Raw genomic sequence first — 15871 nt, forward strand, 5'->3', positions numbered from 1 at the left:
CCCAGAAGAGGCTTAGTGGGCTGCGGCCCGAACAAGGGTCACAATTAGCGGCGAAAGTTCACCCCGCAACGCTGCACGTTCCGATTGGAACAATGTGGCAGCATAAAAACGGTGTCCCGGAAGCTCCACCGAGCGCACATCGCCCTCAGTATCATACCCGCTGATGATTAATGGATGTTGTGCCAGATCCGCAACAAACTCAGGATTAACACCGAAGTTGCAGTGGTAACCTTCCTGGGTTTCCAACTTGCCATAGGCACTGGCAATCAGCGTGTCTGGCATGAACACAACGGTGCCGCTTTTCTCAACCAGTGAACAACTCAATGGGGCGATCACCAGACGGCCACCGCTATCCGTCTCCGCATGTCCGGCGTCGAACCAGCCCATCACATTGCGCGCATATTCGACCACGGCGTACTGAAATCCACCGCAAGAGCCCAAGAAGGGGACATTCTGTTCGCGAGCATAGCGGATCGCCATAAACACCCCTTCATCATTACGATAGGGGCTACCGGGCACCACCCAGATCGCATCGTAATCTCGCAACACGGAGGTATCGGTCAGGGTTTCAGTTGGGAGCCATTGGGGCTGAATGTCGATATCAAGGTGTGAGGCAGTGAGTTGCAAAGCGATGGGGATAGCTTGGTGGGCAACGGCTTCTGGTTTGTAATCACCTACCAGAGCAAGACGAACCTGAGTTTTCATCATTTCCTTTTTCCTGTGCGGGTAAAAAAGGATGTTACAGCAGAGCTGAAAATGGGTCTGTGAATTTTTCAGAGGACAGCACGAAATGCCGGAGAGAGGATCGGAAGGGTAATTGTAAGATTAAGGCCATTTGAGCACGTTGCTTATTGGCCTAATCTTGCTGACCAGATAATGCTTCGTGCTCAAATAAGCGCGGGCTTAGTAGAGTGAGGGTGAGCCTTCCGGGCGTGTCTTAAAGCGCCGGTGTAACCACAGATATTGTTCCGGTGCGCGCATGATTTCTTTCTCTATCACTTTATTCATGTAGGCAGCGGCAGCAACTTCATTATCGATAGGGTAATCTTCCAACGGCGGTTGGATCAGCAGATCGTAGCCCTGGGCTTTCGGGCGACGAATCAATACCACAGGTACTAGCGCTGGTTTTGCCATACGCGCCAACATAAAGGTACCGCTGGTAGTTGCGGCTTGATCGACAGCAAACAGCGGTGCAAATACGCTGCCACGTGGGCCGTAGTCCTGGTCGGGAGCAAACCACACAGCTTCTCCGCGCTTCAACGCCTGCACCATGCCCCGCAGGTCTCTGCGATCAATCATGGCCTTGTTAGAACGCATGCGGCCTTTGGTCTGGGCCCACTCCATCGCTTTGTTATTATGTGGGCGATACATTGCCATCATTGGCTGGCACAAGCCCATTGCACGGCCACCCAGTTCCAGCGACATAAAATGCACGCCAATCACTAAAACGCCCCGGCCATTCTGTTGGGCCTGTTTCAGATTGCTGATACCAGAAACATTAAACCAGCGTCTGACACGTTTATCTGACCAGAACCAGGCCATACCGGTTTCGAGCAAGCCCATGCCGAGGGATTCGAAGTTTCCGATAATTTGGCGCTCCCGCTGTGCGGTATCCATCTCTGGAAAGCATAATTCGAGATTACGGCGAGCGATCGAGACACGGCGTTTCAGGAAACGCATCGAAGTTCGCCCCATCCATCCCCCAAGCCGGTAGAGTAAGGGATAAGGGAGTTGAACCAGCAGGAACAGAACCGCGAGACCGAACCAGGTCAACCAGTAGCGTGGGTGCAGTAAAGCACGGTGAAAACTTTGCGGGCGCTTCATATTAACTCTTATGCAATGTGGGGTATAAACCTGTAGCGCACAAAGAGGGGGACTCGATAGCGATACAATACTCAGACACCCCGTCATAATGATCGTTTAGCCAGATTAAGTCATTAACTAAATCTTTACATTCGAAGGGCGGTTCGCATTACCATCAGGTTTCGGAAGGACTGCTGCGTGCCAGTGAAGGGGCTATCAGACAGTGCATTATATCACACAATACTGATGCAGAAAGCCTGGTTCGATATGAAAACGCTGATGTGCAAAGAGGAACTGAACTTTTTATAGCAGGTATTTTGAGTATCTATTCGGAAGATTACGAGGGCGTCCACAACGTTATTCTACGTTAGCTATTTCTACCGTATTGATGCTCAAATGTGTCTTTCGCCTCACTCTACGTGCCGCTCAGGGATTAATTGATTCCATTTTTACGTTAATGAAACTCCCGCTTCGTGGCTCGGATTATTCCTGCATCCCTTTTAAAAACCCCACGCGCGGCGTAATGCTTGTCAGTTAAGACTAATCAGTTCCCTCTCCTTTGGGCTGCCTTTTGTTCACATTTTGGATTAAGGGCCAGAGTATTTATTTCGGTCGCTAAACAACTCGGATTCTTTCTGTTATCAAGTGAACGCGCCCGAGCAGGGGGCTCAAGAGCCAGCCCCCTGCACCCCGGCCCTGGCCAAATCAGGCGGTCGCTGCGCGACTCCCGAATACTCGGCTCATCCCTGAGCCTCGCCCCTTCGGGGCCGCTGCAAGCAGCGTTCAACTCTGCTCCAGGCAGAGTTGTACTCCGCCACCGCGCATTACGCCTATGCGCCGCGTCTGCGTTCGGCGCCTTCAATGGCCTCAACACCTGTGCTCACCTAACCTTTCGTATTGCTTGGCGTTCTGTTATCAACACCCATGTTGATGCTGCCCGGTGATAACAGATTCGGGTGTTGACCTTGAGCGCATCATGGTCTGCTGAGCAAGACACCGTTGCCAGGGGCAACCGGCCATGGAGGGCCGGTTGAGGCGATATGAACAGGGACGTGAATTGATGAGCCGACCCGTCCGGCAACGGGGGCGTAGCGAAGAGACCCGCGCAGCGGGCAGGCCATGTTAAGCGTAGGCGCGGGTGCAGGGCCCCGCCTTGGGCCCTGCAATTGCCGTTCGGTGTTGTTGCATGAAATTGCATTCTATTGACGGCAATTCCCATGACACCGGACTCACATAGACGATGGTGTTGTGTATAAGAGACAGCCCGTAGGGGGAAGGGACTGACTTATAGCATTTGCTGAAAAATTATGCGTTTTCTCGCTTAACTGACCGGCATTACACGCGCGGCGAGGTTGCCCATCTCGTTATCGACTCCAGCGGATTAAAAGTTTTCGGTGAAGGCGAGTGGAAGGTGAAAAAGCACGGTAAGGAAAAGCGCCGCGTTTGGCGAGCACTGCATCTCGCTGTGGATGCTGATATTCACGAGGTTATCTGTGCTGACCTGTCACTGAACAACGTGCCGATGCGGAGGCATTCCCGGGTCTATATCCGGCAGACCCACCTGAAAATCAAGGTGTTAATGCGGTTCAGGAACGGAGACCGCTATTGGCCCGCAGACTACGAAGATCGAAATCAAGCGGTGGGGAACCAGCGTCTTGCGGGGGACAATGCATGATGGAAAAACATGACCGGTTACCATCGACGTTCGGTAGCAGAAACGGCGATGTACCGAGTAAAGCAGCTATTTGGTGGTCACCTGACCTTGCGTGATTATGATGCGCAAGTGACAAAGGCTATGGCCATTATCCGTGCATTGAACAAGACGACGCTCGCGGGGATGCCAAAAAGTGTGCGCGTTGCCTGAGGGATATGCACATTCAAGGGGGGCCTTTTGTCCAAATATGATTTATTCAACATAGCATTACAACATATAAACAGCGGAAGCCACTCATTGAATAACCAGATTTTTAGATGAGGAATAACGGCTCCTTATCACCTTTCCATCATTAGGCTGGTGGAGTCATATGCCTGAATCACCTACTTGAGTATACATAACGGGGATGGTTATTTTGAGTTTTTTCCTAATCACTAAAAAATGATTTGTCTATTGTTTGCCACTTACTTGTAATTTGAAGTAACTTGGATGCGGATCCTAATGTCATGGAAAAAAGAGATACAACATCATGTCTGCAATTCTATTCGTGAGGAATAATATGTTCGTTATTTTGCGTCACTTATTTATTCTGGGAGTTATGTTTCTAGGGTGGTCTCCCAATGCTTTGGCAGATTTTAGTGAAGGAGAAGCCGCTTACAACAATGGCGATTACGCTGAAGCATTAAAACAATGGCAGCCTTTGGCGGAACAGGGTAACGCGCTTGCTCAAAATAGTTTGGGGAGTATGTATGGTGAAGGTTTGGGAGTAGTAAAGGATAATGCGAAGGCTATTGAGTGGTACCGCAAAGCGGCAGATCAAGGGTTGGCTTATGCCCAATTTAATTTAGGGCTTATGTATAACGATGGCGAAGGGTCAGTAGAAGACCCTGTTCAGGCGATGTTCTGGTACCGCAAAGCGGCAGATCAGGGGGTGGCTTATGCCCAATTCAATTTAGGAATCATGTATATCAATGGCAGGGGTGTAGCAGAGGATCCCGCTCAGGGAATAGTTTGGGTCCGCAAAGCAGCGGACAAAGGTCTTGCTGATGCCCAATATACCCTAGGCTTGATGTACAATTCTGGCCGAGGTACAGCCCAGGATCCAGCTCAGGCAATGTTTTGGTTTCGCAAAGCAGCAGATCAAAAATTTGTTACCGCTCAATATGCGCTAGGCTACAAATATGCTAATGGTGAAGGTGTGGAAAAAGACGAGGCTCAGGCCGTATTCTGGCTTCGTAAGGCCGCTAATCAAGGTTTTGTCTCTGCACAAAAAGCACTTGAAGAAATGAAAGCTAAGGAAAATACGTCTATTACTCCATCTCTACCTCAGCCTGCAGAGGTAAAAGCGGCTATTCAGCGAGCGGTGGATTTTATTGACATTGATACCTTCGATATTCAAACGTATATAATCGGTAGACTGCGCTCTGCGGATGTACTCAAGGTTCCTGGTTGTATCTATGAAAGCAAACAAAAAATAAATTGTATTGTGCAACTGGATTTCGGTATGGGTAAAATTCTGTATATGCAACTTCCGTTAGAGTACAAATATAATTATTGGGAAGCGCCTATTTTGGAAAAACTGGCGGATAAGAGTAAGCTCAATCCAGCGGTGCCATACCCAACAGTTGAGCAGGCGCAAAAAGCGGTTGAAAGATTTGCCAGAAACCAGAAAGATAAGACGAGTGAAATTATAAATGCTGGCCTTGTAAAGATTATTTCAATTAAGCCAGATTGTAAATTAAACGAGAGTGATGGAACAGTGAGTTGCAATGTTCAATTATCATGGCGGGATAAAAAGGAGCAGCAGGAAGAAATTAAAGATAGGCATTTTTCTTTCCATTTGAAAGGTAGTGAATGGCAATTTGGCCCATTAGATAACGCAAGTTGACAGGATTGCCATGTATACTCATTACACTTCAAGATGCTTGACTTGCCATGCATTAAATTGTCTAAATATCAATTAGATGGCTTGGTTTTGATATGCAATTTGAAGTGTTTCGAGTATATACCCAAGTTCATTCAAGTTGCAGGCAGGCGGCAAGCGAGTAAGCCCCAGGAGCATAGCTTATTATGCGTGGAATTACTCATGATTGATGTATGGAAATGCCAAGGTTTTTCACGCTTGGTGCGCAAAAGTGTCAAGCGGCAATGTATCGGAATGTACCGCTTTTTTTGCGGAAATGGACAGGTTATGAATCGCGCCACCGGCAGCGTAAAATTTAGGGCAGGTCAGGACTGAATGAGCACCAGGCGCAGCATCATAAACACCAGCTAACCCCGACCACTGTTGGCGCTGATTATACTCGTCATACTTCAAGTTGCATGGGTGTTGGCTTCGCCCGCTCGCACCAGTTACATAGTGAGCTATGCTCCTGGTGACTCTCAGACTCGCCGCCTACATGCAACTCGAATTATTTAGAGTATATCCACCAGTGTGGCGAACCAGTCACAAATATCACCATCTTCATAACGGATATAGAGGCATTGATAGCGGATAAGCAAAAAATAGGAGGTTGGCCTACGAGCAGATGTGATGTTGATTTTAGTCGTCGATATTTTGATAACACAAACTACTGTGTATCACGTGGTGTATTACGTTAAAAGAAAAAGGCGCTATCCGAATGAGGAAAAGCGCCTTTATATCAATACGTTGACTGACTAGTATCAGTTCATGCCGTATTTTTTCAATTTCTTACGCAGTGTACCGCGGTTGATCCCCATCATCAGGGCTGCGCGGGTCTGGTTGCCACGGGTGTATTGCATCACCATGTCCAACAGTGGCTGTTCAACTTCAGCCAATACCAACTCATACAGGTCATTAACATCCTGACCATTCAGTTGAGCAAAATAGTTCTTCAGTGCTTGCTTAACCGAGTCACGCAGAGGCTTTTGAGTCACTTGATCCTGTGAGTTCACGGTTGAAACGGTCAGTACGTCAGAATTTACGCGTTGTTCGAACATAGTTCTGTCAGCTCTTTTTTGTTACGCAAGATTTTCGAAATATGCCTCCAACGCCTCCAGCTGTTCGCTGGCATCCTCAATGGCGTTGAATGTGCGCCGAAACTGGTCATTCGGGGCGTGCTCCTGTAAGTACCAAGAGACGTGTTTTCGAGCAATCCGGAATCCCTTGCCTTGGCCGTAAAAGCCGTGCAATTCCCGAATATGCCCTATCAGCAAGCGCTTCACTTCGCCCAGAGGCATCGGTGGCAGCAACTCCCCAGTGTCCAGATAATGCTGGATTTCCCGGAAGATCCAGGGTCTCCCCTGAGCAGCGCGGCCTATCATCAGGGCATCAGCCCCAGTATAGTCGAGCACTGCTCTGGCTTTATGCGGGTCAGTAATGTCACCGTTCGCGATAATCGGAATGGAAACATTCTGCTTAACTGCCCGAATGCTGTCGTACTCCGCGTCGCCGTTAAACAGACAGGCGCGGGTTCGGCCATGAACAGTCAGGGCCTGTATACCACAATCTTCGGCCAGTTGGGCAATCTCTACACAGTTACGGTGTTCTGGCTCCCAGCCGGTACGTATCTTCAGTGTTACCGGCACATCCACCGCGTTGACTACCGCGAGGAGGATCTGCTTAACCAGATCCGGGTACTGCAGTAATGCAGACCCTGCAAGCTTCCGGTTCACCTTCTTGGCCGGGCAACCCATATTGATGTCAATGATCTGAGCACCGCTGGCCACATTAATGCGCGCCGCAGCTGCCATATCATCAGGATCGCATCCGGCAATCTGCACGGAACGGATCCCTGGTTCATCACTATGTACCATACGCAGACGCGACTTATCCGTTCGCCATACCTCTGGGTTGGAGGAGAGCATTTCGGATACAGCCATCCCAGCACCCATTGCATGACATAAGGTTCTGAATGGGCGATCTGTGATACCGGCCATCGGGGCCGCAATCAAGCAATTTGTTAACTGGTGGTGTCCAATGCGCATAGACAAAGAATGACCATACTGTGTCCGCAAGGGCGCGTATATTACGCATTTTTTCACTGAGATGAAAGGCCAAACTTTGACCAATTTACTGCTATTTATCAATGAAAATGCGGCTCACAGCGGCAAATGGAAATATTGTACTTACTTAACAACCACTTGGCATTTTGTGCTTATTTTTCGTTCAGTTAAATATTCTTCAAACAACAGAATATTATCTTTAGGTGGCGCAAATATAAGCACGTAACATCAGGCGTATCATAGCATTTTCAGGGTAATACTTTGACAAAAAAGCAAAAAATTACTGTTGAAAGCCAGTAATACACCTGTAAAAAGGGTTCACCGCCACTTTGTTGAGGCTGCGGTGAACAAAGGATCATCATTAATCAACGATTACCCGGCCATTGAGCGGCTGTACTGGGCGGTTGTTGGGGTGATGGACAACTGAACGGAATTGGCTGATCTGCTCGGCAGAAGCGCTTATCGGTTTATCCAGTACCATCCAGGTGACACCTTCTGAACATGGTGGTGTCGTCAATGAACCACTGAAGCGGTAGAAGTTAAATTCTTTCGGCAGCAGCGCTTTGATGTCCACTGGCTTATTCAGCACGGCGGTCTGATCAACAACAGTCGGCATCTGTTGCCAGGCCTGCGCTAATTGTGGGTTGGCTTTACCTTCCTGGAACATAAGGGCAAGAACTGCCAAGGCACCGCCTTTGTCTTTAAAGACAAAGTGTGCTTCCAGTGGGAACTGCTTGCCATCAATTTCATTTTCGCTTGGGGCGTGGAAATGGAATTGCTGTAGTACGAAGGTATCTTTATCCAACAGCAGCGTGTTCCCTTCGCTGACGTTTACCTGGATCGTATGACCGTTGTTGACGATCTGCTGTTTGCCCGGCTGGAAAGCCAGTTCGAGTTTGCCATGGTGGGTTTTCAATGCGCCCTGGATATTAACAGGGGACTGATTTTTACCTGTTTCACACAATGAGAAATCGGGTGAGAGTTTGCCCCAATGTGCTGGGTCCTCCTTGCCTTCATAACCCCAATGGGCATGTTCTGCCGCACTAACCGCGAAGCTGGTAGTCAGTATGGCAGCAAGCAACATTTTTCCTTTCATTTTTTTTCCTTTGCAAACGAAAATGCCAATCATCCCAAGCGGGTAGCTTATGTGTAGCAGGCCGCCGTCGCTTCGCGCAGGAGCATACGCTCAGTGCATTTAAGCTTAAATTAGGAAATGTCGTGGAGGATAAAGAAAACCATCGGAACTGATTAAATTACCGATGGTTTTTGATAGCAGGAAAAAGTGTAACTATTTGCGTTGCCCGGTAATACGGCACCACTCTTCGCGTTCGGCTACCGGGTCGAGTGCGAATTTATCCTGGTAGGCTTCTGCTACGCTGGTGGCCTGAGTTGCCAAAACGCCAGAGAGGCCCAGATAGCCACCGGCTTTTGGCAGGTCGCTGATTAATGGTGCCAACTCGCGCAGCGGGCCAGCCAGAATATTTGCCACTACCACGTCGGCCAACAGATTGGCCGGCTGATCTTTTGGCAAATACAGCTCTAAACGTTCAGAAACGCCGTTACGTTGCGCGTTATCGCGGCTGGCCTGAATGGCTTGCGGATCGATATCAATGCCAATAGCGCGTTCGGCACCCAGTTTTAGTGCCGCGATAGCCAGGATGCCTGAACCGCAGCCGAAGTCGATGACGGTTTTCCCTGTAAGATCCAAACCATCCAGCCATTGCAAGCAAAGTGCTGTGGTGGGATGCGTACCGGTGCCAAATGCCAAACCCGGGTCGAGCATCACATTTACAGCATCCGGATCGGGAACATCGCGCCAGCTTGGGCAAATCCACAGACGTTCACCGAAACGCATCGGGTGGAAATTATCCATCCATTCGCGTTCCCAGTCTTTATCTTCCAACTGCTCGATTTTATGGCGGAAACCCGCCCCCAACAGTGGGTGCTGTGCCAGCATAGCTACAACTTCCGCCATATCGGTTTCAGCATCGTACAGACCGATCACATCGGTATCGCCCCACAACAGGGTTTCGCCCGGCAACGGTTCAAATACCGGGTTATCGTGCGTATCCTGAAAGGTTACCGATACGGCGCCGCTTTCAACCAGCGCATCGCTCAGGTCTTCTGCCTGGCTGCCGGTGGTGTTCAGTTTTAGTTGGATCCAAGGCATAGCAATTCTCTTCAAGAGGGTAATGATGACGGCAGGCGGCTTTTTTCGCCGCAGAGGTTACCGATATAAAACGCCACCAGGCTAAGCAGTAGCGAAGGTACAATGGGGTGTAGCCCTGCCAGCTGTATTTTGAAGCTGGCTAATAGCGTATAGCATACCGCACCCATGACCATCGAGCTAAGGGCTCCCTGTGCATTGGCCCTCTCCCAGTAAAGGCCTAACACCAGTGGCCACAGGAATACCGCCTCCAACCCGCCAAATGCCAGCAGGTTTAGCCAGATAATCATCTCTGGTGGCCGCCAGGCTGCCAGCAACACCAGCAAACCGAGGATCAGCGTTGTCAGGCTGGAGAAGCGTTTGATCATCTTTTCGTTCTGCATCTGCTGTGGGCGTACGCCCAGATACAGATCTTTAATGATAGTGGCAGAGGATTGCAGTAGTTGGGCGTTGATAGTCGACATAATGGCTGCCATCGGTGCTGCCAGAAAAATCCCGGCGGCGAAGGGCGGTAGCACGGTGATCATGAGTGTCGGGATCACTTGATCGGGGATCTTCAGGTCTGGGAGCACCGCTCGGCCCAAGGCACCAGCCAGATGCATACCAAACATCAGGATCGCTACCACTATGGTGCCAAGAATAATCCCGCGGTGTACGGCTTTGCTGTCTTTATAAGAGATACAGCGCACGGCCGTGTGGGGTAGACCAATCACACCGAAGCACACCAGGATCCAGAACGATGCCATAAACGGCAGGCTGAGGATTTGTTCGCCGCCCTGCGGTGAAACCAGCGCCGGATCGATTTGCTGAAGTTTATCAACCGCGCTATGTAAACCACCGGCGGCGTGGATCACGGCGACCAGTAGCAACACAGTGCCCAACAGCATCACCAGTCCCTGCATGGCATCGTTCAGTACGCTGGCACGGAATCCGCCGAACGCGGTGTACAGCGCAATGCTGACGCCGAAAATCAATAGGCCTTGATCGTAAGGAATACCCGCAGCGGTCTCCAGCAGGCGAGCCCCGCCGATAAACTGCACCGTCATGGCCCCCAGGAAGGCCACTAACAGGCTCAGGCTGGCAAGCCATACCAGCAAGCGGCTCTGATAGCGTGCGAACAGCATATCGTTAAGCGTGATCGCATTGTAGCGCCGCGCCAGAATGGCAAACTTTTTACCCAGAACGCCGAGAGAGAGCCACACGGCGGGCAGTTGGATCATCGCCAGTAGTACCCAGCCGAGACCATATTTGTAGGCGGCACCGGGGCCTCCAATAAACGAACTGGCGCTGATATAGGTTGCGGTTAGCGTCATTGCCAGAACAAAACCGCCCATAGAACGGTTGCCAAGGAAATATTCGCTGAGGAAATTACCGCTTTGGCGGCGGCTGTAGGCATAGATTGATAGGCCAAAAACCAGCAGTAAGTAAGCGATCAACGGCAGAATGACTTCAATTTTCATCGCCATCCTCCAGGGGAATGTCACGAAATACTACGCGTACCATCAACCAGCATAGGCCGATAAACAGTAGTGGAACCAGCAGGCAGGCCATTTCGAACCAGTGTGGCAAGCCGGTGATACCCCTTGCACTGTTTGGTAGGTAGGCTGCCAGTGACCAGGCCAGTAGGTAAAGCAGCGTCAGGCCCAGTGCCCAGCGCGCTTCGCGGTGAGCTTGAACAAAGCGTTTTTCCATCCGTGCCTCCGGGGGTTTACGGTTATGGATTGGCAAAGTAGGGGATTTTACGGCAAGGAGGTGTTTTGCCAAGCCGTTATATTGCAGAGAGAATAAAAAACCGGCCAATAGTTGGCCTTTGAGGTTGATGACAAAGTTGCCTTCTGACCCGAGACACCCGAGCCTAGCGCACCGAGGGCCCGACCCACAGGGCTGGGGCCATTTGGGCGCATTGCGGCGTATTTGGTCCACCAAACCTCGCAGCCCACGCCTTGCCCTGCACACAAATGATCGCCAGCGGCGCTCGCGTGCAGCTAAGGAACACAGCCTAAGCGTGCTGCCGAATGAAACTCTCGATTTGTGCCAAGCTGGATAAACCTTCCATCGGCCCTTTATGGGAGACGGCCAGAGCACCGCTGGCATTAGCATACTGCAGCGATTTCTCTGCGCTGTAGCCTGACAGGAACAGGCTGACAAAGGTGGCCCCAAAGCAGTCGCCAGCCCCAGTCGGGTCGACCATCCTGGTGCTAAAACCAGGTAGGTGTAGCTCCTGTATCTGCCCGTGGTGTTGCCGATAATGGCTGGCACCTTTCTGAGCACGCTTGATAACGATGTGTTGCACGCCGCTTTCCAGTAATTCCTGCACGATGTCAGCTTCTTGCTGATTTTTGCTACTGGCAAAGTGGTGCACTTCCCCCTCACTTGGCAGGAAGATATCGGTATATTCAAGAATGTAATCGAAGGCTTGACTCATCTCCGGGATATTGAGCATTTCCTTACGAATATTCGGATCGAATGACACTGTACCGTTGTTGGCTTTGACGATCTGGATAGCCCGGCGCATGGCATCGATGATGCGGAATGAGAACAGCGAAGAGCCCATGATGTGAAAATGCTGGCACTGGTTGAGCAAAGCCAGATCGATATGGTCAGCAGTAAAGAAGCCACAGGCGCTGTTGGGAATGTTGAAGATAAAATCGCGCTCGACGGGATTTCGGTAGCTGACGAAGGCTGTGCCGGTTGGGGCTTTGTCGATCACACTGATACCGTCGGTGATAACCCCCTCAAGTCTAAGGCGTTCAATGTTCATGCGGCCAAAGTCATCGTTACCCACGCAGCCAAATAACGTGGAGCCAAAACCAAGCCGAGCCACCTGAGCGGCATAGATGGCCGGTGCCCCGCTGGGGTATGGCCCAAGAAACTCGCCTGGCTGAGTGAATCCCTGATTATAATTTTTTGAAAGGAATTCAACCAGTAACTCACCCATCGTGCAGATGCTAACTGACATAAGTGCCCCTTTATTCCCCGATCGTTTCCCGACTTGCCCAAGTAAAACATTCATTATTGGTGTAGCGGATACTGAAGTCGGACTCAAATAATTGCTGCTGATAATGTTCATTCACGCTGCGGTTGGTCACCAGATTATCGACCCTGCTAAGGTGGCCGATGGTACCGATTGCGTTGGCCTGAACGGGTAAATGGGTAACGATGGCCGTCGTATTCTGAGCCTTATCCATGCAGCGTTGATAGTGTGGGGCCAGCAGTGGCTGATCGATATTCAGGATGCCGGAGCTATCCATGATACTGGCCTGCAGGATGCAGTGACTGATGGTGAATTGCTGGACAACTGCGTCCAGCGCTTTACCGCTTAACACCGTCTGCGAACGGATCAACTCCCCGCCGGCCAAGATGATTTCACCATCAATAAACTGATCGGCCAGAATAGCATGCTGCAAGTCGTTGACGATTAATCGTAATTTTTTAAAACCACTCAGAAAGGGGACAATCTTGCGGCAGATATCGCCGTGGCCAAGAAATATAGTGTCGCGATCGGAAATCATTCTGGCGCAGTGGCGTGCTATCTCCAATTGGTTGGCCAATGTGAGCGGTGGCAGAGTGACGCCTGGCTCGATTGCCACGGTGTGAGGCTGCGAAGGTGTGGCAATCGCACCGCCAAACGAGCGCTTGAGATAGCCTTGTTGTTCCAGGTAGCTGAGATCGCCGCGGATCGTTACGCCTGAAACCCCTAATTGGGCTGAAAGATCTTCAACCTTGATCTCCCCTTGTTGCCCAACGAGCTCAGCAATTTTTAATCTGCGTTTCAGTAGATTAGATGACTTTCTGGGCACACGCGCCCCCATCGTTAAACGGTAATGGCGGCTACTATAACCTTCATACTTTCTAATTGAAAGTAATACTACTGGTGGCTTTCAGTATGTAGCAAGCCATGAATCATTGAGAGATAAAAACCTCATTTTAATTTATTATTATTTATATTCAATGTGTTACTTATTTATTATCACCAGTTAGCAGTGAGGAGCCGCCTGCGATAACTCACCTTCAACGGGTAATCATCACGATTAATTCTTATGTTTCGTAAATAATTGATATAAAAATTACGTTTTGAAAGTTATTTGGTAATACTCGATCGCTATCACGCTTTTATTTGGTCGTTATCTCTATATTTGGTTTCAGTTAGAAAGTTTGCGTTTTTAAATTTTCATTTTGTAATCACTCGCTGCGGTGTTCAGTGGTTGCGGAACCGGTACCAAGGAGATTCGATGTACATTATTTCAAGCAAGAACATGCTGAAGAAAGCGCAGCAGCAGGGGTACGCGGTACCCGCCTTCAACATTCACAATCTTGAAACCCTGCAGGTGGTGGTCGAAACCGCTGCAAAATACCGTTCACCGGTTATTCTGGCGGGAACCACGAGCACTTTTCATTATGGCGGATTGGATAACATCGTCATGATCGTTAAGGCACTGGCCCATGAACATCAGATCCCGCTGGTACTGCATCTGGATCATCACGAAGATCCTGCTGATATGTTCCATAAGATCAATACCGGTATCCGTTCGGTGATGATTGATGGCTCCCACTTTCCTTTTGAAGAGAATGTGGCGTTGGTGAAACAGATCGTCGATTACGCCCACCGCTATGATGCCAGTGTTGAAGCTGAGCTTGGCCGTCTGGGGGGGCAGGAGGACGACCTTGTTGTGGAAGGTAAAGACGCTATCTACACTTCGCCGGAAGCCGCAGTAGAATTTGTTGCCCGCACCGGGATTGACTCGCTGGCGGTGGCGATTGGTACTGCACATGGCTTGTACCAGTCAGAACCCAAATTGGATTTTTCCCGTCTGGAGCAGATCCGTGACCGGGTTGATCTACCGCTGGTGCTACATGGTGCTTCCGGGCTGAGCGACAGTGATATCCGCCGCTGCATAAACCTGGGGATCTGCAAGGTTAACGTGGCTACTGAACTGAAGATCGCCTTCTCCGACGCCCTGAAAGACTATTTTAATCAGCATCCTGATGCTAATGACCCACGCCACTATATGTTGCCGGCAAAAAGTGCCATGCAGCGTGTAGTGGAAAAAGTCATTGGCGTTTGCGGGTGTGAAGGCCAATTGTAAATGCTTATCTGTAACAACCCCAAATACTGAGTCGCGATAGACCCAGGAATAATAATTGAGGATAGAACATGAATAAAATAAAAGTATTGGGCTCTGTGCTTGCAATAGGTTTAGCGATGTTCTCTCAGGTAACGTTAGCAAAAGAATATAAAATGGGTGCATCTTTATTAACACAACAGCACCCTTTCTATATTGAGCTTGCTGATGCTATGAAAGCGGAAGCCAAGAAAAATGATGTGGTACTGAATATCTCCATCGCCAATCAGGATCTGAATAAACAACTCTCTGACGTCGAGGACTTTATTACCAAGAAAGTTGACGCCATTATTATCTCCCCGGTGGATTCTAAAGGGGTACAGGCGGCGATTATAAAAGCAGAAAAAGCCGGTATTCCAGTGATTACCGTCGACGTTGCCGCCGAAGGCGTACCGGTGGTTAGCCATGTGGCGACAGACAACTATGCCGGTGGGGTAGAAGCAGGCAAGATGATGGGTAAACTGCTGAATGGTAAAGGTAAGGTGGCGATTATCGATTATCCGGCTGTGCAGTCGGTAGTGGCCCGCGTGGATGGTTTCAAGAAAGGGCTGGCTGAGACTCCAGAGGTGAAGATTGTCGCTATCCAGACCGGCATCACCCGCGCAGAAGCGCTGACGGTGGCACAGAACATGATGCAAGCGCATCCAGACCTGAACGGCCTGTTCGGTTTTGGTGATGATGCTGCACTGGCCGCAGTTATCGCCGCTAAATCAGCCCGTAACGACAATATCAAGATCATCGGTTTTGATGGTATGAAAGAGGCGCGTGATGCCGTTGACAGCGGCAAAACCTTTGTTGCCGTTATACGTCAGTATCCAGACCAGATGGGCGCCAAAGCTATTGATGCCGCTGTTGATCACCTCAACGGCAAACCGGTGGCGAAGCTGATCCCGATTGCTCCGGGTGTTTACACCGGCAAATAACGTGGCTGGTTAATTAAAGGTAAAGCAAAGCGCAGTGGTGCTTGGCTTTACCTCCATCATCTTTAGGCTGTGTCCCTTAATTGCCCGTGGTGCCGTCGCAGACCCAAAAGCCCGTTATCAAGGTGGAGGGTGAAGGGCAGAGTGGGTCTCTGTTCAAGCCCGACACCACAGAGAATGGGCTTTTGGGGCGCGACCCTACGGGCTGGGGCCATTTGCGCGCATTGCGGCGTTGTTC

Annotated in this window: 14 protein-coding genes and 1 pseudogene; 5 read left to right on the top strand and 10 right to left on the bottom strand. The window is 50.1% G+C overall.

What is annotated here, in order from left to right; translation table 11 throughout:
- Positions 1-12: 12 nt before the first annotated feature.
- Positions 13-705: a CTP synthase gene (locus SAQUA_RS02200; RefSeq protein ID WP_380678218.1), complete on the bottom strand. Its 693-nt coding sequence runs from the start codon at positions 703-705 to the stop codon at positions 13-15.
- 198 nt (positions 706-903) lie between these two features.
- Positions 904-1824 (bottom strand): kdo(2)-lipid IV(A) palmitoleoyltransferase, encoded by a 921-nt coding sequence (lpxP, locus tag SAQUA_RS02205; protein WP_380677350.1) that lies wholly within the window; start codon positions 1822-1824, stop codon positions 904-906.
- A 367-nt stretch (positions 1825-2191) separates the two neighbouring features.
- On the opposite strand from lpxP, the gene SAQUA_RS02210 reads away from it, so the two are divergent.
- The 3 genes and pseudogenes from SAQUA_RS02210 to SAQUA_RS02220 all read left to right on the top strand — a co-directional run bounded on the left by SAQUA_RS02210 (position 2192) and on the right by SAQUA_RS02220 (position 5345).
- A complete protein-coding gene (locus SAQUA_RS02210; protein ID WP_404413197.1) occupies positions 2192-2341 on the top strand; it encodes a transposase in 150 nt (49 codons plus the stop codon).
- 801 nt (positions 2342-3142) lie between these two features.
- Positions 3143-3667: pseudogene (locus SAQUA_RS02215) on the top strand (transposase); the annotation flags it as partial.
- Positions 3668-4016: 349 nt separating this feature from the next.
- Complete coding sequence (locus SAQUA_RS02220; protein ID WP_380677352.1) at positions 4017-5345, top strand: tetratricopeptide repeat protein; 1329 nt, start codon at positions 4017-4019, stop codon at positions 5343-5345.
- Between the two features lie 776 nt (positions 5346-6121).
- On the opposite strand, the gene fis is transcribed toward SAQUA_RS02220, so the two are convergent.
- From fis to SAQUA_RS02260, 8 genes are all read right to left on the bottom strand, one after another.
- Positions 6122-6418, bottom strand: a complete 297-nt coding sequence (gene fis / locus SAQUA_RS02225; RefSeq protein WP_000462905.1) for a DNA-binding transcriptional regulator Fis — start codon at positions 6416-6418, stop codon at positions 6122-6124.
- 21 nt (positions 6419-6439) lie between these two features.
- Entirely contained in the window at positions 6440-7405 is a 966-nt protein-coding gene (gene dusB / locus SAQUA_RS02230; protein WP_380677377.1) for a tRNA dihydrouridine synthase DusB, read from the bottom strand.
- 379 nt (positions 7406-7784) lie between these two features.
- Positions 7785-8519 (bottom strand): carbonic anhydrase, encoded by a 735-nt coding sequence (locus tag SAQUA_RS02235; protein WP_380677379.1) that lies wholly within the window; start codon positions 8517-8519, stop codon positions 7785-7787.
- A 192-nt stretch (positions 8520-8711) separates the two neighbouring features.
- The gene (prmA, locus tag SAQUA_RS02240) at positions 8712-9593 is read right to left on the bottom strand and encodes a 50S ribosomal protein L11 methyltransferase (RefSeq protein ID WP_380677381.1); all 882 of its coding nucleotides are present in this window, start codon (positions 9591-9593) and stop codon (positions 8712-8714) included.
- Between the two features lie 11 nt (positions 9594-9604).
- Entirely contained in the window at positions 9605-11050 is a 1446-nt protein-coding gene (gene panF, locus SAQUA_RS02245; RefSeq protein ID WP_380677383.1) for a sodium/pantothenate symporter, read from the bottom strand.
- Positions 11040-11282, bottom strand: a complete 243-nt coding sequence (locus SAQUA_RS02250) for a YhdT family protein (RefSeq protein WP_380677385.1) — start codon at positions 11280-11282, stop codon at positions 11040-11042. Before SAQUA_RS02250 ends, panF begins: the two co-directional genes overlap by 11 nt.
- 307 nt (positions 11283-11589) lie before the next feature.
- Positions 11590-12549, bottom strand: coding sequence for a sugar kinase (locus SAQUA_RS02255; RefSeq protein WP_380677387.1), 960 nt, complete (start codon positions 12547-12549; stop codon positions 11590-11592).
- A 10-nt stretch (positions 12550-12559) separates the two neighbouring features.
- On the bottom strand, positions 12560-13390 hold the full coding sequence (locus tag SAQUA_RS02260) for a DeoR/GlpR family DNA-binding transcription regulator (RefSeq protein ID WP_380677389.1): 831 nt from the start codon (positions 13388-13390) through the stop codon (positions 12560-12562).
- A gap of 432 nt (positions 13391-13822) precedes the next feature.
- Between SAQUA_RS02260 and SAQUA_RS02265 the strand changes: the two genes are divergently transcribed.
- Both SAQUA_RS02265 and SAQUA_RS02270 read left to right on the top strand, forming a co-directional pair.
- A complete protein-coding gene (locus SAQUA_RS02265; protein WP_380677391.1) occupies positions 13823-14677 on the top strand; it encodes a tagatose bisphosphate family class II aldolase in 855 nt (284 codons plus the stop codon).
- Positions 14678-14745: 68 nt separating this feature from the next.
- Positions 14746-15636: a substrate-binding domain-containing protein gene (locus SAQUA_RS02270; protein WP_380677393.1), complete on the top strand. Its 891-nt coding sequence runs from the start codon at positions 14746-14748 to the stop codon at positions 15634-15636.
- Positions 15637-15871: the final 235 nt, after the last annotated feature.

This window comes from Serratia aquatilis, assembly GCF_044865145.1.
GTDB lineage: Bacteria > Pseudomonadota > Gammaproteobacteria > Enterobacterales > Enterobacteriaceae > Chania > Chania aquatilis.